26 protein-coding genes and 1 tRNA gene are annotated in these 26,676 nt (G+C 69.7%); 24 read left to right on the plus strand and 3 right to left on the minus strand.

Going from position 1 to position 26,676, the window contains the following annotated elements:
* Positions 1-126 precede the first annotated feature (126 nt).
* Positions 127-1,656, plus strand: a complete 1,530-nt coding sequence (locus tag H4F98_RS08775; RefSeq protein WP_182686830.1) for a transglycosylase SLT domain-containing protein — start codon at positions 127-129, stop codon at positions 1,654-1,656.
* Positions 1,657-1,719: 63 nt separating this feature from the next.
* Here the strand turns inward: H4F98_RS08775 and asd are convergent, their stop codons facing one another.
* Positions 1,720-2,565 carry an archaetidylserine decarboxylase gene (gene asd / locus H4F98_RS08780; protein WP_182686832.1) on the minus strand — a complete coding sequence of 282 codons (846 nt, stop codon included), beginning with the start codon at positions 2,563-2,565 and terminating at the stop codon, positions 1,720-1,722.
* On the minus strand, positions 2,562-3,212 hold the full coding sequence (locus H4F98_RS08785; protein WP_182686834.1) for an SCO family protein: 651 nt from the start codon (positions 3,210-3,212) through the stop codon (positions 2,562-2,564). Before H4F98_RS08785 ends, asd begins: the two co-directional genes overlap by 4 nt.
* Positions 3,213-3,309: 97 nt before the next feature.
* On the opposite strand from H4F98_RS08785, the gene prmB reads away from it, so the two are divergent.
* The 11 genes from prmB (at position 3,310) to H4F98_RS08840 (ending at position 15,697) form a co-directional block, all read left to right on the plus strand.
* Entirely contained in the window at positions 3,310-4,248 is a 939-nt protein-coding gene (gene prmB / locus H4F98_RS08790) for a 50S ribosomal protein L3 N(5)-glutamine methyltransferase (protein WP_182686836.1), read from the plus strand.
* A gap of 12 nt (positions 4,249-4,260) precedes the next feature.
* Positions 4,261-5,379: a chorismate synthase gene (gene aroC, locus H4F98_RS08795; protein WP_182686838.1), complete on the plus strand. Its 1,119-nt coding sequence runs from the start codon at positions 4,261-4,263 to the stop codon at positions 5,377-5,379.
* A gap of 159 nt (positions 5,380-5,538) precedes the next feature.
* Positions 5,539-6,555 (plus strand): aspartate-semialdehyde dehydrogenase, encoded by a 1,017-nt coding sequence (locus H4F98_RS08800; protein WP_182686840.1) that lies wholly within the window; start codon positions 5,539-5,541, stop codon positions 6,553-6,555.
* A 75-nt stretch (positions 6,556-6,630) separates the two neighbouring features.
* Positions 6,631-8,625 (plus strand): FimV/HubP family polar landmark protein, encoded by a 1,995-nt coding sequence (locus H4F98_RS08805; protein WP_182686842.1) that lies wholly within the window; start codon positions 6,631-6,633, stop codon positions 8,623-8,625.
* Between the two features lie 66 nt (positions 8,626-8,691).
* Positions 8,692-9,480 carry a tRNA pseudouridine(38-40) synthase TruA gene (gene truA, locus H4F98_RS08810; protein ID WP_182687017.1) on the plus strand — a complete coding sequence of 263 codons (789 nt, stop codon included), beginning with the start codon at positions 8,692-8,694 and terminating at the stop codon, positions 9,478-9,480.
* Between the two features lie 13 nt (positions 9,481-9,493).
* Positions 9,494-10,153: a phosphoribosylanthranilate isomerase gene (locus H4F98_RS08815; protein WP_182686844.1), complete on the plus strand. Its 660-nt coding sequence runs from the start codon at positions 9,494-9,496 to the stop codon at positions 10,151-10,153.
* Between the two features lie 114 nt (positions 10,154-10,267).
* Positions 10,268-11,485, plus strand: a complete 1,218-nt coding sequence (gene trpB, locus H4F98_RS08820) for a tryptophan synthase subunit beta (RefSeq protein ID WP_182686846.1) — start codon at positions 10,268-10,270, stop codon at positions 11,483-11,485.
* Entirely contained in the window at positions 11,482-12,291 is an 810-nt protein-coding gene (trpA, locus tag H4F98_RS08825) for a tryptophan synthase subunit alpha (RefSeq protein WP_182686848.1), read from the plus strand. Before trpB ends, trpA begins: the two co-directional genes overlap by 4 nt.
* Positions 12,292-12,383: 92 nt before the next feature.
* Positions 12,384-13,271, plus strand: a complete 888-nt coding sequence (accD, locus tag H4F98_RS08830) for an acetyl-CoA carboxylase, carboxyltransferase subunit beta (protein ID WP_182686850.1) — start codon at positions 12,384-12,386, stop codon at positions 13,269-13,271.
* 67 nt (positions 13,272-13,338) lie between these two features.
* Positions 13,339-14,688 carry a phosphoglucosamine mutase gene (gene glmM / locus H4F98_RS08835; protein ID WP_182686852.1) on the plus strand — a complete coding sequence of 450 codons (1,350 nt, stop codon included), beginning with the start codon at positions 13,339-13,341 and terminating at the stop codon, positions 14,686-14,688.
* Positions 14,689-14,740: 52 nt separating this feature from the next.
* Positions 14,741-15,697, plus strand: coding sequence for an isopenicillin N synthase family dioxygenase (locus H4F98_RS08840; protein WP_182686854.1), 957 nt, complete (start codon positions 14,741-14,743; stop codon positions 15,695-15,697).
* Here the strand turns inward: H4F98_RS08840 and H4F98_RS08845 are convergent.
* On the minus strand, positions 15,690-16,265 hold the full coding sequence (locus H4F98_RS08845) for a DNA-deoxyinosine glycosylase (protein WP_182686856.1): 576 nt from the start codon (positions 16,263-16,265) through the stop codon (positions 15,690-15,692). The two genes, H4F98_RS08840 and H4F98_RS08845, sit on opposite strands and share 8 nt — an antisense overlap.
* A gap of 94 nt (positions 16,266-16,359) precedes the next feature.
* Here H4F98_RS08845 and tpiA point away from each other — a divergent pair, with 94 nt between their 5' ends.
* The 12 genes from tpiA (at position 16,360) to nuoI (ending at position 26,672) form a co-directional block, all read left to right on the plus strand.
* The gene (tpiA, locus tag H4F98_RS08850) at positions 16,360-17,115 is read left to right on the plus strand and encodes a triose-phosphate isomerase (RefSeq protein ID WP_182686859.1); all 756 of its coding nucleotides are present in this window, start codon (positions 16,360-16,362) and stop codon (positions 17,113-17,115) included.
* A gap of 21 nt (positions 17,116-17,136) precedes the next feature.
* A complete protein-coding gene (gene secG / locus H4F98_RS08855; RefSeq protein ID WP_182686861.1) occupies positions 17,137-17,580 on the plus strand; it encodes a preprotein translocase subunit SecG in 444 nt (147 codons plus the stop codon).
* A 127-nt stretch (positions 17,581-17,707) separates the two neighbouring features.
* Positions 17,708-17,792, plus strand: a tRNA-Leu gene (locus H4F98_RS08860).
* A 112-nt stretch (positions 17,793-17,904) separates the two neighbouring features.
* The gene (locus H4F98_RS08865; protein WP_182686863.1) at positions 17,905-18,261 is read left to right on the plus strand and encodes an NADH-quinone oxidoreductase subunit A; all 357 of its coding nucleotides are present in this window, start codon (positions 17,905-17,907) and stop codon (positions 18,259-18,261) included.
* Positions 18,252-18,824: a NuoB/complex I 20 kDa subunit family protein gene (locus H4F98_RS08870; protein WP_141519087.1), complete on the plus strand. Its 573-nt coding sequence runs from the start codon at positions 18,252-18,254 to the stop codon at positions 18,822-18,824. Before H4F98_RS08865 ends, H4F98_RS08870 begins: the two co-directional genes overlap by 10 nt.
* A 1-nt stretch (position 18,825) precedes the next feature.
* On the plus strand, positions 18,826-19,554 hold the full coding sequence (locus H4F98_RS08875; RefSeq protein WP_182686865.1) for an NADH-quinone oxidoreductase subunit C: 729 nt from the start codon (positions 18,826-18,828) through the stop codon (positions 19,552-19,554).
* A complete protein-coding gene (locus H4F98_RS08880) occupies positions 19,551-20,849 on the plus strand; it encodes an NADH-quinone oxidoreductase subunit D (RefSeq protein ID WP_182686867.1) in 1,299 nt (432 codons plus the stop codon). Before H4F98_RS08875 ends, H4F98_RS08880 begins: the two co-directional genes overlap by 4 nt.
* Before the next feature lie 127 nt (positions 20,850-20,976).
* Positions 20,977-21,504 (plus strand): NADH-quinone oxidoreductase subunit NuoE, encoded by a 528-nt coding sequence (nuoE, locus tag H4F98_RS08885; RefSeq protein ID WP_141519084.1) that lies wholly within the window; start codon positions 20,977-20,979, stop codon positions 21,502-21,504.
* Between the two features lie 10 nt (positions 21,505-21,514).
* The gene (gene nuoF / locus H4F98_RS08890; protein WP_182686869.1) at positions 21,515-22,870 is read left to right on the plus strand and encodes an NADH-quinone oxidoreductase subunit NuoF; all 1,356 of its coding nucleotides are present in this window, start codon (positions 21,515-21,517) and stop codon (positions 22,868-22,870) included.
* On the plus strand, positions 22,867-25,110 hold the full coding sequence (nuoG, locus tag H4F98_RS08895) for an NADH-quinone oxidoreductase subunit NuoG (protein WP_182686871.1): 2,244 nt from the start codon (positions 22,867-22,869) through the stop codon (positions 25,108-25,110). The genes nuoF and nuoG overlap by 4 nt, the downstream gene beginning before the upstream one ends.
* Positions 25,111-25,112: 2 nt before the next feature.
* Positions 25,113-26,174 carry an NADH-quinone oxidoreductase subunit NuoH gene (gene nuoH, locus H4F98_RS08900; protein WP_182686873.1) on the plus strand — a complete coding sequence of 354 codons (1,062 nt, stop codon included), beginning with the start codon at positions 25,113-25,115 and terminating at the stop codon, positions 26,172-26,174.
* A 9-nt stretch (positions 26,175-26,183) separates the two neighbouring features.
* Entirely contained in the window at positions 26,184-26,672 is a 489-nt protein-coding gene (gene nuoI / locus H4F98_RS08905; protein ID WP_182686875.1) for an NADH-quinone oxidoreductase subunit NuoI, read from the plus strand.
* The last annotated feature ends 4 nt before the right edge of the window (positions 26,673-26,676 follow it).

Raw genomic sequence — 26,676 nt, forward strand, 5'->3', positions numbered from 1 at the left:
CGGGCCGGGCCGCAGCTTGGTTGATGGCAGCGATACAGCGGTTTCCGTGACCGGCGTCGTCCCTGTTGTGGGATGCCCCGCGCAGGCGATACCCTGCGGCATCACCTTGGCTTCATGTTGCTTTCCATGCCTGTATTTGCTCGTGTATCGCCGCTGGCGATGGGTTTGTCGTGCTCGTTCGCCCTGTTGCTCTCCTGTGCCCCGCTCGATGCGCGGGCCCTCTCGCGCCGCGACCAGGCCGCCGTCGACGCCCTCAACCAGCGCATGGCCGCCGCCGAGGCGCAGTACCGCGAAGGCCTGGTCAAGACCGCCAATGCCGATCCGGAGGGCGTGAAGATGGGCGACGCGGCGCTGGAGGACATGGAGGACGTGCTCGCCGCCTGCGTGAAGCAGCGCGGCTGTTCGCCGACCACGCTGCTGGCGACCTACAAGCGCCTGCTCAAGCACGACCTCGACAGCGCCGACCCCTTCGCCGATGCGGTCGATCCCGGCGACGTCGACCCCGACCACCTGGACCTGGCCGAGGGCGAGTCCGACCCGCTGGCGGCCGACGTGCCCGAGGCCGCGCGCGCCGCGGCCCTGCTCAACGACCGACGCCACCGCTTCGACGACATGGTCAAGTACAACCCGGCGGTCCAGGCCGGCATCCGCCGCTGGCTGACCGACATGCGGCCGTCGCTGATGAACAGCTACGAGAACTACCAGTACCTGCGCCACCTGATGTGGCCCCAGTACGAGCGCGCCGGACTGCCCGAGGCGCTGCTGTTCGGGATCATGGCCAAGGAATCCAACGGCAAGGTCCACGCGCGATCGCGCGCGGGCGCGGCCGGGCCGATGCAGTTCATGTACGCCACCGGCAAGCGGTTCGGACTGGGGGAGGACAGCACCGGCTTCGACACCCGTTACGACCCCTATTCGGCCTCGCAGGCCAGCGTGGGCTACCTCAACGAGCGCATGCACGAGCTCAACAACAGCATCGAGCTGGCGCTGGCGGCCTACAACGGCGGCGAGGGGCGCGCGCGGCGCGTCCACCGCGAGCACCTGGGCAAGGATTTCTGGGACGAGTCGGTCTACAACGCGTTCCCCGCCGAGACCCGCGACTACGTACCGATGGTGATCGCCGCGGCCTGGCTGTTCCTGCATCCCAAGCAGTACGGGATCGAGTTCCCCAGGGTCGATGCGCGCCGGGCGACGCTGGTGCTCGAACAGCCGGCGTCGATCTACGAGCTGACCATCTGCCTGGGCAATGGCGACACGCGCGACGGTTACATGCGCGTGCTGCGCAACCTCAATCCGCGCTACCAGGCCGACAACCTGTTGCCGGCGGGCACGCGGCTGGATGCCACCACGCGCATGGTCGGGTTGTACAACCGCTGGTGCACGCGCGGTGCCCGCTCCGAACTCGCCCGCACGCTGGTGCTGAGCGATCCGGACTCGGCCATCGTGCGCAGCCGGCCGGCGGTGGCGCCGGCGACGCCAGGCCCGGTGACGAGCACGCCGCGCGAGTACCGGGTCAAGGCCGGCGAGACGCTGACCTCGATCGCGCGCAAGTTCCAGTGCGGGACCGGCCAGCTGGCGCGCTCCAACAACATTTCCGCCCCGCGCTATACGATCCGGCCCGGCCAGCGGCTGAGCCTGGAAGGCTGCCAGAACTGAGCCGTCGCGCCGGCGCCACCGGCGACCGCCCGACGCGGGCGGTCGCGGTTCGCCGGCCCGGCCTCAGGCGCGCGTGGCCAGGCGCTGGCCCAGGCGGACCGCGCTTTCGGCCTGCAGCCCGGGGGCGAGGGTCGCCACGCCGGGCGGCAGCAGCACGATCACGGTGGAGCCGTAGTTGAAGCGCGCCATCTCGTCGAAGCGTTGCAGGCGGATCGCCTCGCCGCGGTAGTCCTTGCGCGTGATCCGGTCGCCGTACTCGGGGATCTCCTCGCCGCTCCACACGGTTTCCACCCCCGAGACCAGCAACGCGCCGACCATCACCGAGGCCATGGGGCCGAAATCGGTGTCGAACAGGCAGGCCAGGCGCTCGTTGCGGGCGAACAGGCGCGGTACCCGGCGCACGGCGTCGGGCCCGACGCTGAAGAGCCGCCCCGGGACGTGCACGGTTTCGCGCAGGGTGCCGGTCCAGGGCATGTGCACGCGATGGTAGTCGCGCGGAGACAGGTACACCGTGGCGAAGACGCCGCCGTGGAACGGCGCGGCGAGGCCGGCGTCGCCCAGCAGCTCGGCGGCGGTGAACGACTGGCCCTTGGCCTGGAAGATGCGCCCGTCGCCCTCGATCGCGCCGCACTGGCTGATGCGGCCATCGGCCGGCATGAGGAAGGCGCGGGGATCCGGGTCGGCGACGCGTGCGCCCGGCTTCAGCGCACGGGTGAAGAAGCTGTTGAACGTCGGGTAGGCGCTGGGATCGGCTTGCGCCGCCTCCGACAGGTCGACGCCGAAACGGCGCGTGACCGTGTCGATCAGCCACTGCTTGGTGCGCACGTTGTCGGAATAGGCCAGCGACCGAGCCATCGACGAGAGCAGGCGGTGGGGCAGGGCGTAGGTCAGCGTGGTCACCAGGCTCATGGCGAACCCGCCGCGGTGAGGGCCTGGAGGTCGGCGGCGATCTTCATCGGCTCGAAGGGCGGACGGACCAGTCCAGCCATGCGCCCCTGCGGGTCCAGCACGGCGATGGTCGCACTGTGGTTGATCGTGTACTGGTCGGCCGGGTAGCCCTCCGGCGGCGGCGCCTTGGAGAACACCATGCTCAGCGAGGTGGCGAAGGCCTCCACCGCCGGCAGGCTGCCGGTCGCGGCCAGGGTGTCCCCGTGGAAGGCGTGCGCGTATTGGCCGATCAGCTCGGGCGTGTCGCGTTCGGGGTCGACGGAAACGAACAGCACCCGCGGGCGGGTGGCGTCCGCGATCGCCTCCCAGGCCTTCTGCGCGCGCGCAAGTTCGGCCAGGGTGGTGGGGCAGATGTCGGGGCAGTGGGTGAAACCCAGGAATACCAGGGTCCAGTGCCCCTGCAACTCGGCCGGCTCCAGCGGCGTGCCGTCGGACTGGGCAAGATCGAATGCGGGCAGTTCGCGGGCCGGCTCGAACAGGCGCACGGCCTGCAGGGCGGGCGCTTCGGCCGAAGCCGCCACGGGGCCGAAATGGTGGGTGGAGGCCCACAGGCCCAGTCCGGCGGCCAGCGCGGCGACGAGGATATAAACAGTTGTACGGTTGAACATGAGCGTTCCGAATGAGGCGCGGACGAATCATACCGGCCACGCGCGTCCGGCGACGGCTATAATCGCCGGTCATCCCCCGACCCGCCGTGAACATGCCATGAGCGCTGCCCCGCTGACCGCCGACTTCGAACAGGTCACGATCGTCGACCTGATCCGTCATGGCGGGAGCCTGTTCGCCGATGCGGGCCTGACCTTCGGGCACAGCTACGACAACGCCCTCGACGAGGCCACCCAGCTGGTCCTGCACGCCCTGCGCATGCCGCACGACCTGAGCCCGGTCTACGGGCAATCGCGGGTCACCACGCAGGAGAAGGCGCGGGTCCTGGCGCTGTTCGAGCGCCGCATCCGCGAGCGCGTGCCCGCGGCCTACCTGACCGGCGAGGCCTGGTTCGCGGGACTGAGCTTCAAGTCCGACCCCCGCGCCCTGGTGCCGCGCTCGCCGATCGCCGAGCTGATCGAGTCGGGCTTCGAGCCCTGGCTCGGCGGGCGCGAGGTCCACCGCGTGCTCGACTTGTGCACGGGCTCGGGCTGCATCGCCATCGCCACCGGCCACCACCATCCCAACTGGGAGGTGCATGGCATCGACATCAGCGACGACGCCCTTGCGCTGGCCGCGGAGAACAAGGCGCGCCTGCATGCCGACAACGTCGAATTCCTGAAGTCCGACCTGTTCGCCGCGCTCGAGGGCGAGGTCTACGACCTGATCGTCACCAACCCGCCCTACGTGACCAACGACGAAACCGATGCGCTGCCGGAGGAGTACGCCCACGAGCCCGAGCTCGGCCTGCGCGCCGGCGACGACGGCCTCGACCTTGCCCTGCGGATCATGCGCGACGCGCCCGCCCACCTGGGCGAGCACGGCCTGCTGGTCTGCGAGGTCGGCGAGGCCGAGCATGCGCTGGTCGCGCTGCTGCCGGAACTGCCCATGGCCTGGGTCGAGTTCAAGGTCGGCCAGATGGGCATCTTCGTGGTCGAACGCCAGGACCTGGTCGAGCACCACGACCGGATCCGCGCGCTGGCCGACGCACGCGGCTGACGGACGACGGCGATGTCCGACAACAGCTTCGGCCGACTGCTGCGCGTCACCACCTTCGGCGAGAGCCATGGCCCGGCGATCGGCTGCGTGGTCGATGGCTGCCCGCCCGGGATCGCCCTGGCGGCCGACGACTTCCGTCGCGACCTGGACCGCCGCGCGACCGGCAAGACCCGCCACACCTCCGCCCGCCGCGAGGCCGACGAGATCGAGATCCTCTCCGGCGTGTACGAGGGGTTGACCACCGGTACGCCGATCGGCCTGCTGATCCGCAACACCGACGCGCGCAGCCGCGACTACGGCAGCATCGCCGAGCAGTTCCGTCCCGGCCACGCCGACTACGCCTACTGGCAGAAGTACGGCATCCGCGATCCGCGCGGCGGCGGGCGATCGTCCGCGCGCGAGACCACCATGCGGGTCGCCGCAGGCGTGATCGCCCGCAAGTGGCTGGCCGAGCGCCACGGCATCGAGATCCAGGGCTTCCTGTCGCAACTGGGTGAGATCCACCCGACCGGGATCGACCTGTCGGTGGTCGAAGGCAACCCCTTCTTCTGGCCCGACGCTGGCCAGGTGGCCGAGCTCGAGGCCTACATGGATGCACTGCGCAAGTCCGGCGATTCGGTCGGTGCGCGGGTGGACGTGGTCGCCCGCGGCGTGCCCCCCGGCTGGGGCGAGCCGGTCTACGGCAAGCTCGACGGCGAGCTGGCCGCGGCCCTGATGAGCATCAACGCGGTGAAGGGCGTCGAGGTCGGCGACGGCTTCGAGTCGGTGGCCCAGAAGGGCAGCGAACACCGGGACCGGATGACGCCGGGCGGCTTCCTGTCCAACCATGCCGGCGGTGTGCTGGGCGGCATCAGCACCGGCCAGGACCTGCGCTGCTCGGTCGCGTTCAAGCCGACCTCCAGCCTGCGGCTGCCGGTCGATGGCCTCGACGTCCACGGCGAGGTCGTCGAAGTGGTGACCACCGGTCGCCACGATCCCTGCGTGGGCATCCGCGCGATCCCCATCTGCGAGGCCATGGTGGCCCTGGTGCTGATGGACCAGGCGCTGCGCCATCGTGCCCAGTGCGGCGACGTGGGCGCGGTCGCGCCGCGCATCCCGGGCCATGCCGGCGAGGCGGACGACAAACGATAGCGGCCAGCCGACAGGCGCCTCCGCCCCCGGGCCCGGAGGCCTGCCGTTCCGGCTGCGCCGCATGGAGACGACGGCCCGGACGCCCCTCCCAACGGCAGGGCGGCACGCGCGGTGCGCGGCCGGCCAGCCCATCCGAAACGAATCCAAGGAACATCAGTCATGAGCAAGAAGGTAAACGTCGCCGTCGTCGGAGCCACCGGTGCCGTGGGCGAGACGATGCTGGCCATCCTCGCCGAGCGGCGCTTCCCCGTCGGCGAGCTCTTCGTGCTGGCCAGCGAGCGCTCGGCCGGCGGCAGCATCGAGTACCGGGGCGAGGAGTACATCGTCCAGGACCTGGCCGCGTTCGACCCCACCGGCGTCGACATCGCCCTGTTCTCCGCCGGCGGCGACGTCTCGCGTGAATACGCGCCGAAGTTCGCCGCGGCCGGTGCGGTGGTGATCGACAACTCCTCGGCGTTCCGCTACGACGACGACGTGCCGCTGGTGGTGAGCGAGGTGAACCCGGACCAGGTCGCGAACCGCCCGCGCGGCATCATCGCCAACCCCAACTGCTCGACCATGCAGATGCTGGTCGCACTGGCGCCGCTGCACCGCGAGTCGCGGATCGAGCGCATCAACGTCGCCACCTACCAGTCGGTCTCCGGTGGCGGTCGCTCGGCGATGGAGGAACTCGGCCGCCAGACCGGCGCGCTGCTGAACTTCCAGGATCCCAGCCCCGAGCGCTTCCCGGTGCAGATCGCCTTCAACCTCATCCCGCACATCGACGACTTCCAGGACAACGGCTTCACCAAGGAGGAGATGAAGCTGGTCTGGGAGACCCGCAAGATCCTCGGCGACGACGGCATCATGGTCAATCCCACCGCCGTGCGCGTGCCGGTGTTCTACGGCCATTCCGAAGCGGTGGCGATCGAGACCGAAGCCAGGATCAGCCCCGAGCGCGCACGCGAGCTCCTGCGCGCGGCGCCGGGCGTGGAAGTGGTCGACGAGCGCAAGCCCGGCGGCTATCCGACACCGGTCACGCATGCCTCCGGCAACGATGCGGTATACGTGGGGCGCATCCGCGAGGACCTCTCGCACCCGCGCGGACTGAACCTCTGGATCGTGTCCGACAACATCCGCAAGGGCGCGGCGCTCAACGCGGTCCAGTTGGCCGAGCTGGTCGTGGCCGAGGGCTGACGACGGACGCCGCCGCATTGCACGGCAAGGGCGGCGGCGGCTAGAGTCGCCCCGGGGAACGAGGAAACGGGATTGATGAAGTCATTCATGCGACATGCGCTGGCACTGCTCCTGCTGGTCGCCAGCGGCTCGGCCGCGGCGCTGGGCCTGGGCGAGATCGTCGTGCATTCCCGGCTCGGCCAGCCCCTGCTGGCCGAGATCCCGATCGTCTCCAGCGACCCCAGCGAGCTCGAGCAGCTCCAGGCCCGCCTGGCGTCGCCGGAGACCTTCGCCCGGGTGGGCCTGGAGCCGCCCCGCGGCGTGGTGTCCGACCTGCGTTTCATGGTGGCGCTGGACAATGCGGGCAATCCGGTCATCCGCGTCACCAGCAGCCAGCCGGTCAGCGAATCGATGCTGACCTTCCTGGTCGAGGTCGACTGGGGGCAGGGACGCCTGGTACGCGAGTATTCCGCCCTGCTGGACACGCCGCGGACGGTATCGGCGCCGGTGCAGCCGGCGATCGACGCACCGGTCGTCTCGCAGCCCAACCTGGTCGAGCGCGGTCCCGAGCCGCTGCCCGTCGAGCCCGGCCCGCCAGCCGGCGCCGATGAAACCGCGGCGCCGCTGGCGGTCGAAGGCGGACCGGACGACGCGGCCACGGACGCGAGCGCGAGCGAGGTGCCCGGGGCACCGGCGCCTATCGCCGCGCGTCCGGCCCGTCCCGCCCGTCCGGCAGGCGAGATCGGCGGCGACAGTTACCGTGTCCAGGGCGGCGACACCTTGTCGGGCATCGCCAGCCGCATGCGCGGGGTGCGCGGCCTGAGCATGAACCAGACCATGATCGCGCTGCTGCGTGCCAATCCCGATGCCTTCATCGACGGCAACGTCAATCGGGTCAAGGCCGGCGCGGTCCTGCGCGTGCCGGGCGTGGACGAGGTCTTCACGATCGAGGCCGCCGAAGCCAACGCGCTGGTCCGCGAACAGACGCGCCAGTGGCGTCAGGGGCGTACCGCGGTCCCGCAGCCCGCGGCTGCCGGCAGCGTGGGCGAAACCGCTGGCGCTTCGTCGCCTTCCGGCACCGCGGGCACCGCGGGCACCGGGGCGGCCGGTGCCGACGCGCGCCTGGAAATCGTGCCGGCCGGTGCGTCCGCCAATGCCAGGGCCGGCAATCAGTCCGGCGCTAGCGCTGGCGGCGAAGGCGACGAACTGCGCCAGGAGAGCGAGGCCCGGGAGACCCTGGCCGCGCGCGACGCCGAACTGGCGGAAATGAAATCGCGCCTGGCCGAACTGGAAGCGCTGCAGGAGAAGCAGCAGCAACTGATCGAGCTGAAGGACAGCGAGCTGGCGGCCGCCCAGCAGCGACTTGCCGAGAACGCCAGCACGTCCGGGGCCGCGCGTGGATCGGTGCTGCCCTGGATCCTGGGCGGCATCGGCCTGCTGGTGGTGGGCCTTCTGGCCGGCCTCGCGCTGCGTCGACGGCCCGCGCGCAGCGTGTTCCGGGCACCCGACGCGCCCTCGAACAGGCCTTCGCTGGCCGATGCCTTCGCTGGCGGCAGCGTCGTCGGGTCCGCGGCCGCGGGCGCGGTCGATACCGATACCGATACCGATACCGACCCAGCCCTGGATGCTGCCGACGATGACGCCGCCGACATCGATCTCCTCGACGAGTTCTTCGATGAGGGTCGCGCGGCTGTCGACGCGATGGAAACCGACGGTCCCCGCGCCGCCCGGGACGACGCCCCGGCTCCGGCCGACACCGGGAACCTCATGGAGATCGGGACGGAAGAGGCCGCGGAGTTCGAGGACGAAGACCTCGGCGCATCCGCCGTGGAAGATGAGCCCTGGTCGCCCGCCGAAGCCCCCCCGGCCTGGCACACCGGCAAGGCCCTGGCCGCCGGCGTCGCCGACGAAGACGTGGACGAGGTGCCCGTGGCGGGCGGCGGCGGTGGCAACGAACGCCTCGAGCTGGCGCGTGCTTACATGGCCCTGGGCGATCGCGACAGCGCCCGCCAGCTGCTGGCCGAGGTGCGCCTGCATGGCGACCTGGCCGCGCGCCAGCAGGCCATGCAGATGCTGCGCGACCTGGAGTGACCGGGATGGCGGGCCGTGGACGTGGATGAGGCCGCACGGCCTGCGCCGCCGGTCCAGCGGCTGGCGATGGCGGTCGAGTACGACGGCAGTGCGTTCTCCGGCTGGCAGCGACTGACCCGGCCGGGCGAGGAGGGCCGTCGCGACGAGGCGACGGTCCAGGAGGCGGTTGAAGCCGCGCTCGGCTTCGTCGCCGGCCAGCCCATCGCGACGGTCTGCGCCGGCCGCACCGACGCCGGCGTGCACGCGCGGGCCCAGGTCATCCACTTCGACAGTCCGGTCGCGCGCGATCCCCGCGGCTGGGTGCTGGGCACGACCACGCGGCTGCCGCCCTCGGTGTGCATCCGCTGGTGCGTGCCGGTCGCCGCCGACTTCCATGCCCGCTTTTCCGCGCGCGCGCGCCGTTACCGCTACCGCCTGCTCAACCGCCCGGTGCGCCCGGCGCTGATGCGCGAGTACCTGGGCTGGGAACGACGCCCGGTGGACGCGGCGGCCATGCACCGCGCTGCCCAGGTACTGCTGGGCGAACAGGATTTCTCCGCCTTCCGTACCGTGCACTGCCAGGCGCCGCACGCACGTCGGAACATGCATGCCATCAACGTCGGCCGCGATGGCGAGGTGATCGATTTCGAGCTGCAGGCCAATGCCTTCCTGCACCACCAGGTGCGCAATATCGTCGGCAGCCTGCTGGTGGTGGGGCGGGGCGAGAAGCCGGAGGGCTGGATCGCCGAACTGCTGGCCGGCCGCGACCGGACCGTGGCCGGCCCGACCGCGCCGCCGGGCGGCCTGATGTTCCTGAATCCGCTGTATCCGCCGGGGTGCGGCCTGCCGGCCGAAGTGACCCTGCCCGATGCCTGAGGCCGTGCCCGCCATGGAACGTTCGCACCTGCGCACCCGCATCAAGTTCTGCGGCCTGACCCGCCCCGGCGACGTCCGCCTGGCCTGCGAGCTGGGCGTGGACGCGATCGGCTTCGTCTTCGCCCGTCGCAGCCGCCGCCGCGTCGAGCCGGAGCAGGCGCGCCTGCTCCGCCAGGCCCTGGCCCCCATGGTCAGCGCGGTGGCCTTGTTCATGGACACTCCGGCCGACGAGGTCCGGCGCGTGGTCCGTATCGTCGGGCCCCACCTGCTGCAGTTCCACGGCAGCGAGGACGACGACTTCTGCCGGCAGTTCGGCGTGCCCTACTTGAAGGCCATCGCCATGGGCGGCGCCCTCGGGGATCGCGGCGAGGAGGCCCTGTTCGGCGCCTTCCCGGGGGCGAGCGGCTTCCTGCTCGACAGCCATGCCAGTGGCGAGGCCGGCGGAAGCGGTCATGCGTTCGACTGGGCGACGGTTCCCGCCGGACTCTCGCGCCCGGCCCTGCTGGCAGGTGGGCTGTCGCCGGACAACGTGCACGATGCCATCCGCCAGGTCGCGCCCTGGGGGGTGGACGTATCGTCGGGCATCGAGAGCGCGCACGGCCTGAAGGACGGCGAACGCATGCGCCGGTTCGTCGAAGAGGTCCGCCGCGCCGACCTCCCCCCGCGCGACTGAGCCGGGCACGCGCGAGGGCCGGGGCATCGGCAGCGCGCGCCGGGCCCGTTACACTGTCCCATTACGTCGCAATGCCCCGACGGACGCGACGGCCTGAATGGATCACACGCCAAAATGACGCTTGACGCCCCCACCGATTTCCATGCCTTCCCGGATGCCGATGGCCACTTCGGACGTTTCGGCGGGCGCTTCGTCGCCGAGACCTTGATCGGCCCCCTGCAGGAGCTGGCCGCGGCCTACGACGCCGCCCGGGTCGATCCGGCGTTCATCGCCGCCTTCGAGGACGACCTGGCCCACTACGTGGGGCGTCCCAGTCCGATCTACGCCGCCGATCGCCTGAGCCGCGAGGTCGGCGGCGCGCGCATCCTGCTCAAGCGCGAAGACCTCAACCACACCGGCGCGCACAAGATCAACAACACCATCGGCCAGGCCCTTCTGGCCAGCCGCATGGGCAAGACCCGGATCATCGCCGAGACCGGCGCCGGGCAGCATGGGGTGGCATCGGCCACCGTCGCGGCCCGCCTGGGCCTGGAGTGCGTGGTCTACATGGGCGCGACCGACATCGAGCGCCAGAAGATCAACGTCTACCGCATGACCCTGCTCGGCGCGAAGGTGGTGCCGGTCAGCAGCGGCTCGGCGACCCTGAAGGACGCCCTGAACGAGGCGATGCGCGACTGGGTGACCAACGTCCAGGACACCTTCTACATCATCGGCACGGTCGCCGGCCCCGACCCGTATCCGCGCATGGTCCGCGACTTCAACGCCGTCGTGGGCCGCGAGGCGCGCGCGCAGATGCTGGCCGAGTACGGTCGCCTGCCCGACGCGGTGACCGCCTGCGTCGGCGGCGGCAGCAACGCCATCGGCATCTTCCATGCCTTCCTGAACGATCGCGACGTCCGCATCGTCGGTGCCGAGGCGGCCGGCGACGGCATCGACACGCCGCGCCACGCCGCCTCGCTCGCGGCCGGGCGCCCCGGCGTGCTGCACGGCAACCGCACGTACGTGCTGTGCGACGACGACGGCCAGATCACCGAAACCCACTCCGTGTCGGCGGGCCTGGACTACCCCGGCGTCGGTCCCGAACATGCCTTCCTCAAGGACACCGGCCGCGCCGAGTATGTCGGCGTCACCGACGACGAGGCGATGGCGGCGTTCCACCAGCTGACGCGCAGCGAAGGCATCCTGCCGGCGCTGGAGTCCAGCCATGCGATCGCGCAGGCGATCAAGCTGGCGCGCGAACTGCCCAGCGACGCCCTGGTACTGTGCAACCTCTCCGGGCGCGGCGACAAGGACGTGCACACCATCGCCGCGCGGGAGGGGATCGAACTGTGAGCCGCATCGACCGCAGGTTCGCCGCCCTCAAGACGGCCAGCCGCAAGGCCCTGGTTCCCTTCGTCACGGCCGGCGACCCCTCGCTGGAGGCCACCGTGCCGGTCATGCGCGCCCTGGTCGAGGCCGGGGCCGACGTGATCGAGCTCGGCGTGCCGTTCTCCGACCCCATGGCCGACGGCCCCACCATCCAGCGCAGTTCCGAGCGCGCGATCGCCCGTGGCGCGGGCCTGTCCTGGGTGCTCGAGGCGGTGCGCGGCTTCCGCGAACACGACGCCGACACCCCCGTCGTGCTGATGGGCTACCTGAACCCCGTCGAGATCCGGGGCGCCGAGGCCTTCGCCCGCGCCGCGACCGCCGCGGGCGTCGACGGGGTCTTGTTGGTCGACCTGCCCCCGGAGGAGGCCGCCGATTTCCGCGCCGGGTTCCGGGCGCACGGGCTCCAGCTCGTCCTGCTGGCCTCGCCGACCACCTCGGCCGGCCGGATCGACCAGCTCTGCGCCGAGGGAGAGGGCTATCTGTACTACGTCAGCTACGCCGGCGTGACCGGCGCCGATCGGCTGGATACCGGGGCGGCCAACGACCGCCTGCACAGCATCATGGCCGGCAGCCGGGTGCCGGTGGTGGCCGGATTCGGCATCAAGGACGCCGCCAGTGCCGCCGCCATGGCCCGCGAGGCCGACGGCGTGGTGGTCGGCAGCGCCCTGGTGTCGGCCCTGGACGGCGCGTCCACGCCCGGCGAGGCGGCGGAGCGGGCCCGGGCCTTCCTGGCCCCGCTGCGCGCCGCCCTGGATACCGTGACAGGCTGAGGAAGCGCCTGCGCTAAACTGCCGGCCCCGCTTCCAGGCGGGCCGGCATCCATGCCAAGGCCGGCCCACCGCAACACAGGAACATCCAACGCATGTCGTGGCTCAAGAAACTCATGCCCTCCGGCATCCGCACCGAAACCGGTACCGCCAAGCGGCGCAGCGTGCCCGAAGGCCTGTGGGAGAAGTGCGACCAGTGCGGCGCGGTCCTCTACCGCCCCGAGCTGGAGGAAAACCTGGAGGTCTGCCCCAAGTGCGACCACCACATGGCGATCCGCGCCCGCGCGCGCCTGGCGGCGCTGTTCGATGCCGGCAGCACCACCGAGATCGCCGCCGAACTGGGGCCGACCGACGTGCTCAAGTTCAAGGACCAGAAGCGCTATGCCGACCGGATCAAGTCCGCGCAGCGTTCCACCGGCGAGCGCGACGCCATGGTCGCCCTGCAGGGCCTGCTCAAGCAGCGCCCGCTGGTCGCCTGCGCGATGGACTTCGCGTACATGGGCGGCTCGATGGGCTCGGTGGTCGGCGAGCGCTTCGCCCGCGCCGCCGAGGCCGCGCTCGAGCAGGGCTGTCCGTTCGTGTGCTTCTCCGCCACCGGTGGCGCGCGCATGCAGGAGAGCCTGTTCTCTCTGATGCAGATGGCCAAGACCTCCGCGGCCCTGGCGCGCCTGCGCGCAAAGGGCCTGCCGTTCATCTCGGTGCTGACCCATCCCACCTTCGGCGGCGTCTCGGCCTCGTTCGCCATGCTGGGCGACATCAACATCGCCGAACCTAAGGCGCTGATCGGCTTCGCCGGCCCGCGCGTCATCGAGCAGACCGTCCGCGAGACCCTCCCCGAGGGCTTCCAGCGCTCGGAGTTCCTGCTCGAGCACGGTGCCATCGACCAGATCTGCGACCGCCGCGAGATGCGCGATCGCCTGGCCGACCTGCTGGCCCTGCTGATGCGCCAGCCGGCGCCCGAGTCGGACGTGGACGCCGCCTGATCCCCTGTCCGCTTCCCGTCGCGCCTGGCGTGATCATGAGCGGCCAACGCAAAGGAACGATTGCAGAATGAGTCGAAAGTATTTCGGGACCGACGGCATCCGGGGGCGCGTGGGGCAGGGGGCGATCTCGGCGGACTTCGTCCTCCGCCTCGGCAACGCCTATGGGCATGCCCTGAAGCTGTCCAGCGGCACCCGCAAGCCCCTCGTGGTGATCGGCAAGGACACCCGGATCTCCAACTACATGTTCGAAGCGGCGCTGGAGGCCGGGCTGGTGGCGGCGGGCGTCGACGTGCAGCTCATGGGGCCGATGCCCACCCCGGCGGTGGCCCACCTGACGCGTTCGCTGCGGGCCGACGGCGGCATCGTCATCTCCGCCTCGCACAATCCGCACTACGACAACGGCATCAAGTTCTTCTCGTCCGACGGCGAAAAGCTCGACGATGCCACCGAGCTGGCCATCGAAGCCGCCCTGGACACGCCGTTCCACACCGTCGAGTCCGACCAGCTGGGCAAGGCCGTGCGCACCCGCGGCGCGGTCGCGCGCTATGTGGAGGCCTGCAAGAACTCTGTGCCGCGCGGGTTCGATCTCAAGGGCATGCACATCGTCATGGATTGCGCCAATGGCGCGACCTACGAGATCGGCCCGCTGGTGTTCCGCGAGCTCGGTGCGCGGGTCGATGCGATCGGCGTCGAGCCCAATGGCACCAACATCAACGACGGCGTCGGCTCCACCCATCCCGGCGCGCTGGCCGAGCAGGTCCGTGCGCGCGGCGCCGACATCGGCATCGCCTTCGACGGCGACGGCGACCGGGTGCTGCTGGTGGACGAGGCCGGCACCGTGCGCGACGGCGACGACCTGCTGTTCCTGCTGGCCACCGACTGGCGCCAGAGCGGGCGCCTGCAGGGACCGGTCGTCGGTACCCTGATGACCAACTTCGGCCTCGAACAGGCCTTCGAACAGCGCGGCATCGGTTTCGTGCGCGCCAAGGTCGGCGACCGCTACGTGCACCAGCAGCTGATGGCGCATGGCGGCGTGCTCGGCGGCGAGACCTCCGGTCACCTGCTGTGCCTGGATCGCGTCAGCACCGGCGACGGCATCGTCAGCGCCCTGCAGGCGCTGGAGGTCCTCAAGCGCCGTGGCGTGCGCCTTGGCGTGGCCCTGGAAGGCCTGCACAAGGTCCCGCAGGCAACGGTCAACGTCCGCTACGATGCCGGCAAGGCCCAGCCCGTCGAAGCCGCATCGGTGAAAACCGCGCTGGCAGAGGCGCAGGCCGCGGTCGCAGGACGGGGCCGCGCCTTCCTGCGGCCGTCGGGCACCGAGCCGGTGGTGCGCGTGACGGTCGAGGCCGACTCGCCCGAGTTGATGCAGGCCACGCTCGACGCCCTCGCCGCCGCCGTCCGCGCGGCGACTTCCTGACCACCGCCCGGCGCCCGCGCGCCGGCGATCACAACCGCACAAGACGACAACGATGAGCCCAGCGCAGATTCCCACCCTCGACATCCGCAGGTTCACCCAGCCGGTGAGCGCCGCCGACCGCGCCGCGTTCGTGTCGGAACTCGGCCGCGCCTACGAAGCCTGGGGCTTCGCCGGCATCCGCGGGCACGGGATCGGCGAGGCGCGGATCGAGGCGGCCTACGACGTGTTCCAGCGTTTCTTCGAGCTGCCCGAGCCGGTCAAGATGAAGTACCACGTGCCCGGGACCGGCGGCGCGCGCGGTTACACGCCCTTCGGCGTGGAGACGGCCAAGGATTCCAAGCACCACGACCTCAAGGAGTTCTGGCACGTGGGCCGGGAGATCCCGCGCGATTCGCGCTACGCCCCGTACATGCCGTCCAACCTGTGGCCCGACGAGGTCGCCGGCTTCCGCGAGCATGCCTACGGCCTGTACGAGGCCCTGGACGCGCTGGGCAGCTCGGTGCTGTCGGCGCTGGCCCTGCACATCGGCCTGCCCGAGGACTGGTTCCGCGACAAGACCGACCAGGGCAATTCGATCCTGCGACCGATCCACTATCCACCGATCACCAGCGACGACATCCCCAACGTGCGTGCCGGCGCCCATGAGGACATCAACCTGATCACCCTGCTGGTCGGTGCCAGCGCGGCGGGCCTGGAGGTGCGTTCGCGACAGGGCGAATGGGTGCCGTTCACGGCCGACGCCGACACCATCGTCGTCAACATCGGCGACATGCTGCAGCGCCTGACCAACCACGTCTATCCGTCCACGACCCACCGCGTGGTCAACCCCAGGGGCGAGGCGGCACGCAAGCCGCGCTACTCGACGCCCTTCTTCCTGCACCCCAATCCGGACTTCCTCATCGATGTCCTCCCGGGCTGCGTGAGCGCGGACAACCCCTTGCGCTACGATGCGCCGATCACCGCCCAGGCCTACCTCGACGAACGCCTGCGCGAGATCAAGCTCAAGTAGGGGCCGGATCGCCAGCGCGGCGTACGACCGCGACGCCCGCCTCCTGCAGCGCCCGTCGCCATGCTTCGCGCTTGGCATCGACCGCCTGCGAGGCGTTCGCGGGACTGGTGGAGGGCAGGCGTTGCAGCAGGCGCCCATCGTCCAGGCGACGCCCCGGGACCAGGCGCCGGTAGCTGGCCTCGGCCTTCGCGCCATTGAACAGCACGCTGCCGATGCCCGGATGGGCGTCGAAGAAGGCCTCGAAGTCGTTCGCCGCGGCCGTCTCGTCGCGGATCGCGCTGTCCAGGCTGCCCGCGCGCTCGCACTGAGCCAGGACGTCCCAGACCGCCACGCCGGACTCGACCAGGCGGCGGACCCGCAACGGGTACGGCAGCGACGTCGAAAAACCGAAGAAGTCGGCCATGAAGGGCCAGAACAGGTTGCGGGGATGGGCGTAGTACGCCCGTGCCGCCAGCGAAGCCGCGCCCGGCATGGAGCCCAGTACCAGCACCCGCGGCGCCTTGCCCGCGATGGGCGGGAAGCCATGCAGGGTCGGGCCGGCGGCGGGCGGGGCGGGGGAGGAGGGCATGCGCGGTCGATTGTAGCCATCCTTTTCCGGCCCACTGGGTTAGAATGCCGCGCCCCGGGTCGAGCCCGGGCGTCGCCACGTCACAGGAGTCCCCATGCGTCGCAGGATCGTTGCAGGAAACTGGAAGCTTCACGGCGACCGCAAGTTCGCCTGCGACCTGCTCGACCAGGTGGTGGCCGCGGAAGTGCCGGCGGGCGTCGAGCGCCTGATCCTGCCGCCGCTGCCGATCCTGGGCGACCTGGTGGAGCGCTATGGGGCGCGGGGCCTGGCTTTCGGCGCGCAGGACGTCAGCGCCTACCAGTCCGGCGCCTACACCGGCGAGGTGTCCGCCGCGATGCTGATCGACGTGGGTGCCCGCTACGGCCTGGTCGGCCATTCCGAGCGTCGCCAGTACCATGGCGAAACCAGCGAGTGGGTCGCACGCAAGTTCATGGCGGCCCGCGAGGCCGGCCTCACCCCCATCCTGTGCATCGGCGAGAGCCTGTCCGAGCGTGAACGCGGGCAGACCGAGTGGCGGCTCGAGGAACAGCTCGGTCCGGTCATCGAACTGGGTGGGGTGGAAGCCTTCGACGGCGCCATCGTGGCCTACGAGCCCGTCTGGGCGATCGGAACGGGCAAGACGGCCAGTCCCGAGCAGGCCCAGCAGGTCCACGCATTCATCCGTAGCGAAATCGCTGCGCGCGATGCTAGAATTGCGGGCTCGCTTCCGATTCTTTACGGCGGAAGCGTGAAGGCCGGCAACGCGGCCGAGCTGTTTGCGCAGCCGGACGTGGATGGCGGCCTGATCGGCGGGGCCTCCCTGGTTGCCGCCGACTTCAACGCCATCGCTTCGGCGGCGGCGCCCCGGTAACGAACGAGAGTCCTTATTCCGATGCTGTTGATCCTCAACGTCATCTTCGTATTGGTCGCGGTCGCCATGATCGCGCTGATCCTGATGCAGCGCGGCGCGGGTGCGCAGGCCGGCTCCGGTTTCGGCGGTGGTGCGTCCGCGACGGTGTTCGGCGCGCGCGGCTCCTCCAGTTTCCTCACCAAGGCCACCAAGTGGCTGGCCGTGGTGTTCTTCCTGATCACCTTCTACATGGCCTGGGCGGCCACCCATGGCGCGAGGCTGGCGGACAACGCCGCCAACGACCTGGGCGTGATGTCCGAGGTCCCGGCCGCGTCGCAGGGCGCGCCGTCCGAGGCCGCGCCGGCCAGTCCGGGCCTGAGCGCGACGCCGGCGGTGCCCGAGGCCGCGCCGGTCGCCGCCCCCGAGGTCCCGGAGGCCCCCGCGCAGCCGCCGGCCGAAACCGGGGCGCCGGCCGGCGGCGGCTGAGGCGGGTCATTCGGCCCAGGCAGGAAAAAGTTTGAAGCGTTCGACAGGGAAGACGGACGGCGATCAGTCATAATCGCAATGGGGCACGGTCGGTCGTACGGGTCCCGGGTCACGGAAGACAGTCAATGCCCAGGTGGCGGAATTGGTAGACGCACTACCTTGAGGTGGTAGCGACTTAGGTCGTGGGGGTTCGAGTCCCCCCTTGGGCACCATTCATTCGGGATCTCCGGCAACACCCGCCTCGCGGGACCCTGCGGGAGCTCCCGGTGGCGCAGCCGCGCCGAGCCAAGCCGCGCTTGCGCGGCCATAGCCGAGAGAACACACGTGCTGGCCGAATACCTGCCGACCCTGCTGTTCCTGATCGTCGCCGGCGGTATCGGCGTCGCCCTGCTCATCGTGGGCAACGTGCTCGGGCCCAAGCGCCCGACCGCGGAGAAGCTGGCACCCTACGAGTGCGGCTTCGAGGCGTTCGAGGACGCGCGCATGCAGTTCGACGTGCGCTACTACCTCATCGCCATCCAGTTCATCATTTTCGACCTCGAGATCATCTTCATCGTGCCCTGGGCGACGGTCTTCCGCGACCTGGGCATGGTCGGGCTGGTCGAGATGGGCCTGTTCGCCGGCATGTTGCTGCTCGGCTTCGTCTACGTCTGGAAGAAGGGAGCCCTGGAATGGGAGTGAGCGAGACCATCTCCGGACTGATGAACAACCCGCTGCCCGAAGGGCGGCTGGACGACATCCTGCGGCCGGAAGCCGACAACCCGGTGATGCAGCAGGGCTATGTCACCACCAGCATGGATGCGCTGTGGAACTGGGCGCGCACCGGCTCGATGTGGCCGATGACCTTCGGCCTGGCCTGCTGCGCCGTGGAGATGATGCACGCCGGCGCCGCGCGCCTGGACCTCGACCGCTACGGCGTCGTGTTCCGGCCCTCGCCGCGCCAGTCCGACGTGATGATCGTCGCCGGCACCCTGGTCAACAAGATGGCCCCGGCATTGCGCAAGGTCTACGACCAGATGCCCGACCCCAAATGGGTCATCTCGATGGGCAGCTGCGCCAACGGCGGCGGCTACTACCACTATTCCTATTCCGTGGTGCGCGGCTGCGACCGGATCGTACCGGTCGACGTGTACGTACCGGGCTGCCCGCCGACTGCCGAAGCGCTGGTCTACGGCATCCTCCAGTTGCAGCGCAAGATCCGCCGCGGCACCAACTTCGGCGACAACAAGCAGGGTATCCGCTGACATGGGCGAGAGGGTGACCGATTTCGTCGAGCGCCTGCGGGCGCGTTTCGCCGAAGCGGCGGTGTCCGTCGCCGAGCCCCACGGCGAGGTGACCGTGGACGTCGCCGCCGCGGACTGGTTCCCGGCCGCCATGGCCTTGCGCGACGAGTTCGGCTTCGAACAGCTCGTCGATGTCAGCGGCGTCGACTACCTGAGCTACGGCAGCGACGAGTGGGACACCGACGTGTCCTCCGAAGGCTTCTCGCGTGGCGTGGAAGGCAAGAGCGCAGGGCGTTTCGCCTGGGGCGAGTCGCCCAACGGCGCGGCGGCGCTGCCGGAACACCGCTTCGCGGCCGTCGCCCACCTGCTGTCGGTGGCGCACAACCTGCGCGTGCGCCTGCGCACGTTCGCCGAGAACGACGACCTGCCGGTGGTCGCCTCGCTGACCCCGGTGTGGCCGGGCGCGAACTGGTTCGAGCGCGAGGCCTTCGACCTCTACGGCATCCTCTTCGAAGGGCATCCGGACCTGCGCCGGATCCTCACCGACTACGGGTTCGTCGGCCATCCGTTCCGGAAGGACTTCCCGTTGATCGGCAACGTCGAAGTGCGGTACGACGCCGAGCGCAAGCGCGTGGTCTACGAGCCGGTCTCCATCGATCCCCGCGTCGGCGTGCCGCGCGTGATCCGCGACGATGCCCGCTACCAGACCGCCGTCGGTGAAGCCGCCCAGCGCGCGGAGGTGAAGAAATGAGCGCCGTGACCCTGCCCAGCGGCAACACCTCGGGCCTGAACAACGCCGAGATCCGCAACTACACGTTCAACTTCGGCCCCCAGCACCCGGCCGCGCACGGCGTGCTGCGCCTGATCCTTGAGATGGACGGCGAGGTCGTGCAACGCGCCGATCCGCACATCGGCCTGCTGCATCGCGGCACCGAGAAGCTGGCCGAGTCCAAGCCGTTCAACCAGTCGATCGGCTACATGGATCGCCTGGACTACGTGTCGATGATGTGCAACGAGCACGCCTACGTCCGTGCCATCGAGACCCTGCTGGGGATCGAGGCGCCCGAGCGCGCGCAGTACATCCGCACCCTGTTCGACGAGATCACCCGCATCCTCAACCACCTCATGTGGATCGGCTCCAATGCGCTCGACCTGGGCGCGATGGCGGTGTTCCTCTATGCGTTCCGCGAGCGCGAGGAGTTGATGGACTGCTACGAGGCGGTGTCGGGTGCGCGCATGCACGCTGCCTACTACCGTCCCGGCGGCGTATACCGCGACCTGCCGGCGCAGATGCCGCGCTACAAGGAGTCGCCGTGGCGCAAGGGCGCGAAGCTTCAGCGCTTCAACGCCTGGCGCGAGGGCTCCATGCTCGATTACCTGGATGCGTTCGCGGACGATTTCCCGGCGCGCGTGGACGAGTACGAGACCCTGCTCACCGACAACCGCATCTGGAAGCAGCGCACCGTCGGCGTGGGCGTGATCCCGCCGGAACAGGCGCTGGCCTGGGGCATGACCGGACCGATGATCCGTGGTTCGGGCATTGCCTGGGACCTGCGCAAGAAGCAGCCCTACGCCAAGTACGCCGAGGTCGACTTCGACATCCCGGTGGGCGTCAACGGCGACTGCTACGACCGCTACCTCGTGCGCGTTGCCGAGATGCGCGAGTCCACGCGCATCATCAAGCAGTGCGTCGCCTGGCTGAAGGCCAATCCGGGACCGGTGATCGTCGACAACTTCAAGGTCGCGCCGCCGAAGCGCGAGGGCATGAAGGACGACATGGAAGCCCTGATCCACCACTTCAAGCTGTTCTCGGAAGGCTACTGCGTGCCGGCCGGCGAGACCTACGCCGCGGTCGAGGCGCCCAAGGGCGAGTTCGGCTGCTACCTGGTGTCCGATGGCGCCAACAAGCCGTTCCGCGTGAAGCTCCGTGCCCCGGGCTTCGCCCACCTGTCGTCGATGGACGAGGTGGTCAAGGGCCACATGCTGGCCGACGTGGTGGCGATGATCGGCACCTACGACATCGTGTTCGGCGAGATCGATCGATGAAAGGCCGTGATTGGGGATTGGTGATGGGTGATTCGCGAAGGCGGCGCACCATCGTGTCCGCCGTGGTCTCACGTCGCGCCGCCGGCTTCTTCCAATCACGAGTCACCAATCACGAATCACTGCTGCCATGAAAGCGACCGGAAACTTCGAGGCCTGCCAGCACGTCGACCCGATGGTCGCGTTGTCTGACAAGACCCGCGCCCACATCGACCACTGGCTGGCCAAGTTCCCGCCGGATCGCAAGCGCTCGGCCGTGTTGCAGGGCCTGCACGCGGCGCAGGAGCAGAACGAGGGCTGGCTGTCGGACGAACTGATCGCGGCGGTGGCCAAGTACCTGGGCCTGCCGCCGGTCTGGGCCTACGAGGTCGCGAGCTTCTACTCGATGTTCGAGACCGAGAAGGTCGGCCGCAACAACGTCGCCTTCTGCACCAACATCAGCTGCTGGCTCAACGGCGCCGAGGACCTGGTCCGGCATGCCGAGAAGAAGCTCGGCTGCAAGCTCGGCGAATCGACCGCCGACGGGCGCGTGTTCCTCAAGCGCGAGGAAGAGTGCCTGGCGGCGTGCTGCGGCGCACCGGTGGTCGTGATCAATGGCCATTACCACGAGAAGCTCGATCCGGCGAAGGTCGACGAGCTCCTGGACGGACTGGAGTAAGGCGGAGGCAATGGCGCACCACGACTATTCCAAAGGTTACGGCCCGGTCGGTCCTGCACCGCAGGAGCACAGCGTCGTCTACACGACGTTGCACTACGACACGCCGTGGTCCTACGAGAACTACCTCAAGACCGGTGGTTACGCCGCGCTGCGCAAGATCCTCACCGAGAAGATCCCGCAGGCCGACGTCATCGAGATGGTCAAGCAGTCGGGCCTGCGCGGCCGCGGCGGCGCGGGCTTCCCGACCGGCCTGAAGTGGAGCTTCATGCCCAAGGGCAGCGAGACGCAGAAGTACATCCTGTGCAACTCGGACGAGTCCGAGCCGGGCACCGCCAAGGATCGCGACATCCTGCGCTACAACCCGCACGCGGTGGTGGAGGGCATGGCGATCGCCTGCTACGCGACCGGTTCGACGGTGGCCTACAACTACCTGCGCGGCGAGTTCCACCATGAACCCTTCGAGCACTTCGAACAGGCGCTGAAGGAAGCCTACGCGCACGGCTGGCTGGGCAAGGACGTGCTGGGCAGCGGCGTGGATATCGACATTTACGGTGCGCTCGGCGCCGGCGCGTACATCTGCGGCGAGGAAACCGCCCTGATGGAATCGCTGGAAGGCAAGAAGGGCCAGCCGCGCTACAAGCCGCCGTTCCCGGCGAACTTCGGCCTGTTCGGCAAGCCGACCACGATCAACAACACCGAGACCTATGCCTCGGTCCCCGCGATCGTGCGCAACGGGCCGGAATGGTTCCTCAACCTGGGCAAGCCGAACAACGGCGGCGCCAAGGTGTTCTCGGTCTCGGGCCACGTCGCCCGCCCGGGCAACTACGAGATCCGCCTGGGCACCTCGTTCGCCGACCTGCTGGAGATGGCCGGCGGCATGCGCCCGGGCCGGACGCTGAAGGCGGTGATCCCCGGCGGCTCCTCCATGCCGGTCCTGCCGGGCGAGGTGATGATGGGCCTGACCATGGACTACGACTCGATCCAGAAGGCCGGCTCCGGCCTGGGCTCGGGTGCGGTCGTGGTGATGGACGACAGCGCCTGCATGGTGCGCGCCTGCCAGCGCATCGCGCGCTTCTACTTCAAGGAAAGCTGCGGCCAGTGCACCCCGTGCCGCGAAGGCACCGGCTGGATGTACCGCATGCTGACGCGCATCGTCGAGAAGCAGGCGACGCTCGAGGACCTGGAGATGCTGCGCTCGGCCGCGGGCCAGATCGAAGGCCACACCATCTGCGCCTTCGGCGAGGCCGCCGCCTGGCCGGTGCAGGGCTTCCTGCGCCACTACTGGAACGAGTTCGAGTACGCGATCGTGAACAAGCGTTTCCTGGTCGACGACCAGGCCGCGGGCACCGTGGAGAAGGCCGCATGAGCGCGCAGCCCGCCAACCCCAACGTCCCGCCCGACCACGTCACCATCGAGATCGACGGCGTCGAGATGTTCGCGCCGAAGGGTTCGATGGTCATCCAGGCCGCCGACAAGGCCGGCATCCCGATCCCGCGCTTCTGCTACCACGACAAGCTGTCGATCGCGGCGAACTGCCGCATGTGCCTGGTCGACGCGGAGATGGGCGGTCGCCCGTCGCCGAAGCCGCTGCCGGCCTGCGCGACGCCCGTCGCCGACGGCATGAAGGTCTTCACCCGCAACGAGAAGGCGCTCAAGTCGCAGCGCAACGTGATGGAGTTCCTGCTGGTCAACCACCCGCTGGACTGCCCGATCTGCGACCAGGGCGGCGAGTGCGAGCTGCAGGACCTGTCGATGGGCTACGGCCGCTCGGTCAGCCGTTTCGTCGAGCGCAAGCGCGTGGTCCCGGACGAGGACATGGGGCCGCTGGTCGCCACCGAGATGACCCGCTGCATCCAGTGCACCCGCTGCGTGCGCTTCACCGCGGAGATCGCCGGCACCTACGAGCTGGGCGGCATGAGCCGCGGCGAGAACCTGCAGATCGGCACCTACGACGGCAAGCCGCTGACCACCGAACTGTCGGGCAACGTGATCGACGTGTGCCCCGTCGGCGCGCTGACCAACAAGGTGTTCCAGTTCAAGGCGCGTCCGTGGGAGCTGACCGCGCGCGAGTCACTGGGCTACCACGACGCGCTGGGCAGCAACCTGTACCTGCACGTGCGCCGCGGCGACGTGCTGCGCGCGGTGCCGCGCGACAACGACGACGTCAACGAGTGCTGGCTCTCGGACCGCGACCGCTACTCGCACCAGGGCCTGTACGCCGCCGATCGCGCGACGACCCCGATGCTGAAGGTCGACGGCCAGTGGCGCGAAGCCGGTTGGGACGAGGCGCTCGCGCGCGCCGTCGCGATCCTGCGCGACAACGGCGCCGACAACCTGGGCATGCTGGTCCATCCGGCCACCTCGAACGAGGAGGGCGAACTGCTCGCCCGACTCGCCGAAGCGCTGGGCACCGGCAACCTCGACCACCGGATCAGCCAGTCCGACCTGACCGATGCCGCCGTCGCCGAAGCCTTCGCTATGCCCGTCGCCGCGATGGAAGAGGCCGACCTCATCGTCATCGTCGGCAGCCACCTGCGCCACGAACTGCCCCTGGTGCACCAGCGCGTGCGCAAGGCATGGCGCAAGGGTGCGCGCGTGGTGGTCGTCAACCCGGTCGACTTCGACTTCGCCTTCGACATCGCCGACAAGCACATCGTGCCGCCTTCCGCGATCGCCGGCGCGCTGGCCGATGCCGGGTTGGCGCAGGCGCTGGGCGAGGCCGGGCACGCCGCGATCATCGTCGGCGGGCTGGCCGAGAACAGCCTGCACGCAGCCGCGATCCGCAAGGCGGCGGCCGACCTGGCCGCGAACAGCGGCGCCCGCCTGTGCCGCATCCCGCAGGGCGCCAATGCGCTCGGCCTGGCCGATGCGGGCGTGCTGCCGAGCTCGCGCGACGCCAAGTCCATGCTGGCCGAGCCGCGTTCTGCCTACGTCATCTACGGCATCGAGCCGGGCCTGGACTTCGCCTCGGCCGGCAATGCGATGAAGGCCCTGTCCGCGGCCCAGGTGGTCGCGTTCAGCCAGTTCGCCTGCCAGTCCACCCTGGCCGTGGCCGACGTGATCCTGCCGATCGGGGCCCTGGCCGAGATCGACGCGACCCTGACCAACCTGGAGGGTCGCCGCCAGGTGGCCCAGGCCGGCGGCAAGATGCCGGGCGAAGCGCGCGCCGGCTGGCGCGTGCTTCGCGCCCTCGGCGGTGCGCTGCAGGCCCCGGGCTTCGAGTTCACCGACCTGGCCGGCCTGCGTGCGGGAATGACCGCGCGTGACGTCTCGCCGGTGGCCGGCCTCGCGCCCTACCTGTCCAACGAGGGCCTTGAAGTGGTGGCTGCCACCGGCATCTACCGCAGCGACGCGGTGGTGCGCCGCGCCCCGGCGCTGCAGGCCCATCCGCTCAATGGCGGTCCGTCCGCCCGTCTCAATCCGACCGACGCCTCGGCCCTGGGCCTTGGCGACGGTGCGATGGGCAAGTTCACCGCGACCGCCGGCACCGCGACCCTGCCGGTCTCGGTCGACGCGCGCGTGGCGGCGGGCACGGTGCTCATCGAAGCCGGGCATGGCGCGACCGCGCCGCTCGGCCATGGCCGCGTCAACGCGGGGAGGGCCTGATCATGCTGGCCAGCTACGTCGACCCGATCCATGCGTGGTTCCTGTCCCTGGGCACCTTCGGGATGCTCGCCTGGATCGTGCTCAAGATCCTGCTGATCGCCATGCCGGTGATCATCACCGTGGCCTTCTACGTGGTCTGGGAGCGCAAGCTCATCGGCTGGATGCACGTCCGCCACGGGCCGATGTACGTGGGCATGGGCATCTTCCAGGCCTTCGCGGACGTGTTCAAGCTGCTGTTCAAGGAGGTCATCCAGCCCACCCGGGCCGAGCCCTTCCTGTACAAGTTCGCGCCGCTGCTGACGCTGGCGCCGGCGTTCGCGGCCTGGGCGGTCGTGCCGTTCGACGCCAAGCTCGTGCTCTCCAACGCCAATGCCGGTCTGCTGTACCTGTTGGCGATGACCTCGCTGGGCGTCTACGGCATCATCCTGGCCGGGTGGGCGTCCAACTCGAAGTACGCCTTCCTCGGTGCCATGCGCGCCGCGGCGCAGGTCGTCTCCTACGAGATCGCGATGGGTTTCGCGATGGTGGGCGTCATGGTCTCGGCCGGCAGCCTCAACCTCAGCCAGATCGTGATGGCGCAGTCGGGCAACGCCGGCCTGTTCGAGTGGTTCTGGCTGCCGTTGCTGCCGCTGTTCGTCGTCTACTTCATTTCCGGCGTCGCCGAGACCAACCGCGCGCCGTTCGACGTGGTCGAAGGCGAGTCGGAGATCGTGGCCGGCCACATGGTCGAGTATTCGGGCTCGGCGTTCGCGCTGTTCTTCCTGGCCGAATACGCCAACATGATCCTGATCAGCTTCCTGACCGCGATCTTCTTCCTCGGCGGCTGGCTGAGCCCCTTCCAGGGCCTGGGCATCCCGTTCCTGTCGGTCGATGGCTGGTGGTGGCTGCTGGCCAAGGTGTTCTTCTTCGCCAGCTGCTTCATCTGGTTCCGCGCGTCCTTCCCGCGCTACCGCTACGACCAGATCATGCGGCTGGGCTGGAAGGTCTTCATTCCGATCACGATCGCCTGGATCTGCGTGACCGCACTGATGGCGTACTTTGGCGTGTTCGAGCCGGGGCAATAAGGCAGAGGCATGAATCGAATCGTTTCCTACTTCAAGAGCCTCCTGCTCCTTGAGCTGATGCAAGGGCTTGGACTGACGTTCAAGTACCTGTTCCGGCCGAAGTACACCTTGATGTACCCGATGGAGAAGACGCCGCAGTCGCCGCGCTTCCGCGGCATCCACGCGCTGCGCCGCTATCCCAATGGCGAGGAACGCTGCATCGCGTGCAAGCTGTGCGAGGCGGTGTGCCCCGCGCTGGCGATCACCATCGATTCGGAGAAGCGCGAGGACGGCACGCGCCGCACCACGCGCTACGACATCGACCTGTTCAAGTGCATCTTCTGCGGGTTCTGCGAGGAATCCTGCCCGGTGGACTCGATCGTCGAGACGCACATCCACGAATACCACTTCGACCAGCGCGGACAGAACATCGTCACCAAGCCGCAGCTGCTGGCGATCGGCGACCGGCTCGAGGCCGAGATCGCCGAGCGCCGCGCTGCCGACGCGCCCTTCCGCTGAGTGC

The sequence above is a fragment of the Marilutibacter spongiae genome, assembly GCF_014145325.1.
Lineage (GTDB): Bacteria > Pseudomonadota > Gammaproteobacteria > Xanthomonadales > Xanthomonadaceae > Marilutibacter > Marilutibacter spongiae.

Bases quoted from the DNA above. Each gene is read 5' to 3' on its own strand.
- glmM (WP_182686852.1), top strand. From the start codon at position 13,339: ATGAGTCGAAAGTATTTCGGGACCGACGGCATCCGGGGGCGCGTGGGG.
- truA (WP_182687017.1), top strand. From the start codon at position 8,692: ATGGCGGTCGAGTACGACGGCAGTGCGTTCTCCGGCTGGCAGCGACTG.
- aroC (WP_182686838.1), top strand. From the start codon at position 4,261: ATGTCCGACAACAGCTTCGGCCGACTGCTGCGCGTCACCACCTTCGGC.
- nuoG (WP_182686871.1), top strand. From the start codon at position 22,867: ATGAGCGCGCAGCCCGCCAACCCCAACGTCCCGCCCGACCACGTCACC.
- nuoF (WP_182686869.1), top strand. From the start codon at position 21,515: ATGGCGCACCACGACTATTCCAAAGGTTACGGCCCGGTCGGTCCTGCA.
- H4F98_RS08800 (WP_182686840.1), top strand. From the start codon at position 5,539: ATGAGCAAGAAGGTAAACGTCGCCGTCGTCGGAGCCACCGGTGCCGTG.
- nuoI (WP_182686875.1), top strand. From the start codon at position 26,184: ATGAATCGAATCGTTTCCTACTTCAAGAGCCTCCTGCTCCTTGAGCTG.
- H4F98_RS08840 (WP_182686854.1), top strand. From the start codon at position 14,741: ATGAGCCCAGCGCAGATTCCCACCCTCGACATCCGCAGGTTCACCCAG.
- H4F98_RS08775 (WP_182686830.1), top strand. From the start codon at position 127: ATGCCTGTATTTGCTCGTGTATCGCCGCTGGCGATGGGTTTGTCGTGC.
- H4F98_RS08845 (WP_182686856.1), bottom strand. From the start codon at position 16,265: ATGCCCTCCTCCCCCGCCCCGCCCGCCGCCGGCCCGACCCTGCATGGC.
- nuoH (WP_182686873.1), top strand. From the start codon at position 25,113: ATGCTGGCCAGCTACGTCGACCCGATCCATGCGTGGTTCCTGTCCCTG.
- H4F98_RS08785 (WP_182686834.1), bottom strand. From the start codon at position 3,212: ATGTTCAACCGTACAACTGTTTATATCCTCGTCGCCGCGCTGGCCGCC.
- H4F98_RS08805 (WP_182686842.1), top strand. From the start codon at position 6,631: ATGAAGTCATTCATGCGACATGCGCTGGCACTGCTCCTGCTGGTCGCC.
- trpB (WP_182686846.1), top strand. From the start codon at position 10,268: ATGACGCTTGACGCCCCCACCGATTTCCATGCCTTCCCGGATGCCGAT.
- secG (WP_182686861.1), top strand. From the start codon at position 17,137: ATGCTGTTGATCCTCAACGTCATCTTCGTATTGGTCGCGGTCGCCATG.
- accD (WP_182686850.1), top strand. From the start codon at position 12,384: ATGTCGTGGCTCAAGAAACTCATGCCCTCCGGCATCCGCACCGAAACC.
- H4F98_RS08880 (WP_182686867.1), top strand. From the start codon at position 19,551: ATGAGCGCCGTGACCCTGCCCAGCGGCAACACCTCGGGCCTGAACAAC.
- nuoE (WP_141519084.1), top strand. From the start codon at position 20,977: ATGAAAGCGACCGGAAACTTCGAGGCCTGCCAGCACGTCGACCCGATG.
- H4F98_RS08870 (WP_141519087.1), top strand. From the start codon at position 18,252: ATGGGAGTGAGCGAGACCATCTCCGGACTGATGAACAACCCGCTGCCC.
- H4F98_RS08875 (WP_182686865.1), top strand. From the start codon at position 18,826: ATGGGCGAGAGGGTGACCGATTTCGTCGAGCGCCTGCGGGCGCGTTTC.
- tpiA (WP_182686859.1), top strand. From the start codon at position 16,360: ATGCGTCGCAGGATCGTTGCAGGAAACTGGAAGCTTCACGGCGACCGC.
- H4F98_RS08815 (WP_182686844.1), top strand. From the start codon at position 9,494: ATGGAACGTTCGCACCTGCGCACCCGCATCAAGTTCTGCGGCCTGACC.
- asd (WP_182686832.1), bottom strand. From the start codon at position 2,565: ATGAGCCTGGTGACCACGCTGACCTACGCCCTGCCCCACCGCCTGCTC.
- prmB (WP_182686836.1), top strand. From the start codon at position 3,310: ATGAGCGCTGCCCCGCTGACCGCCGACTTCGAACAGGTCACGATCGTC.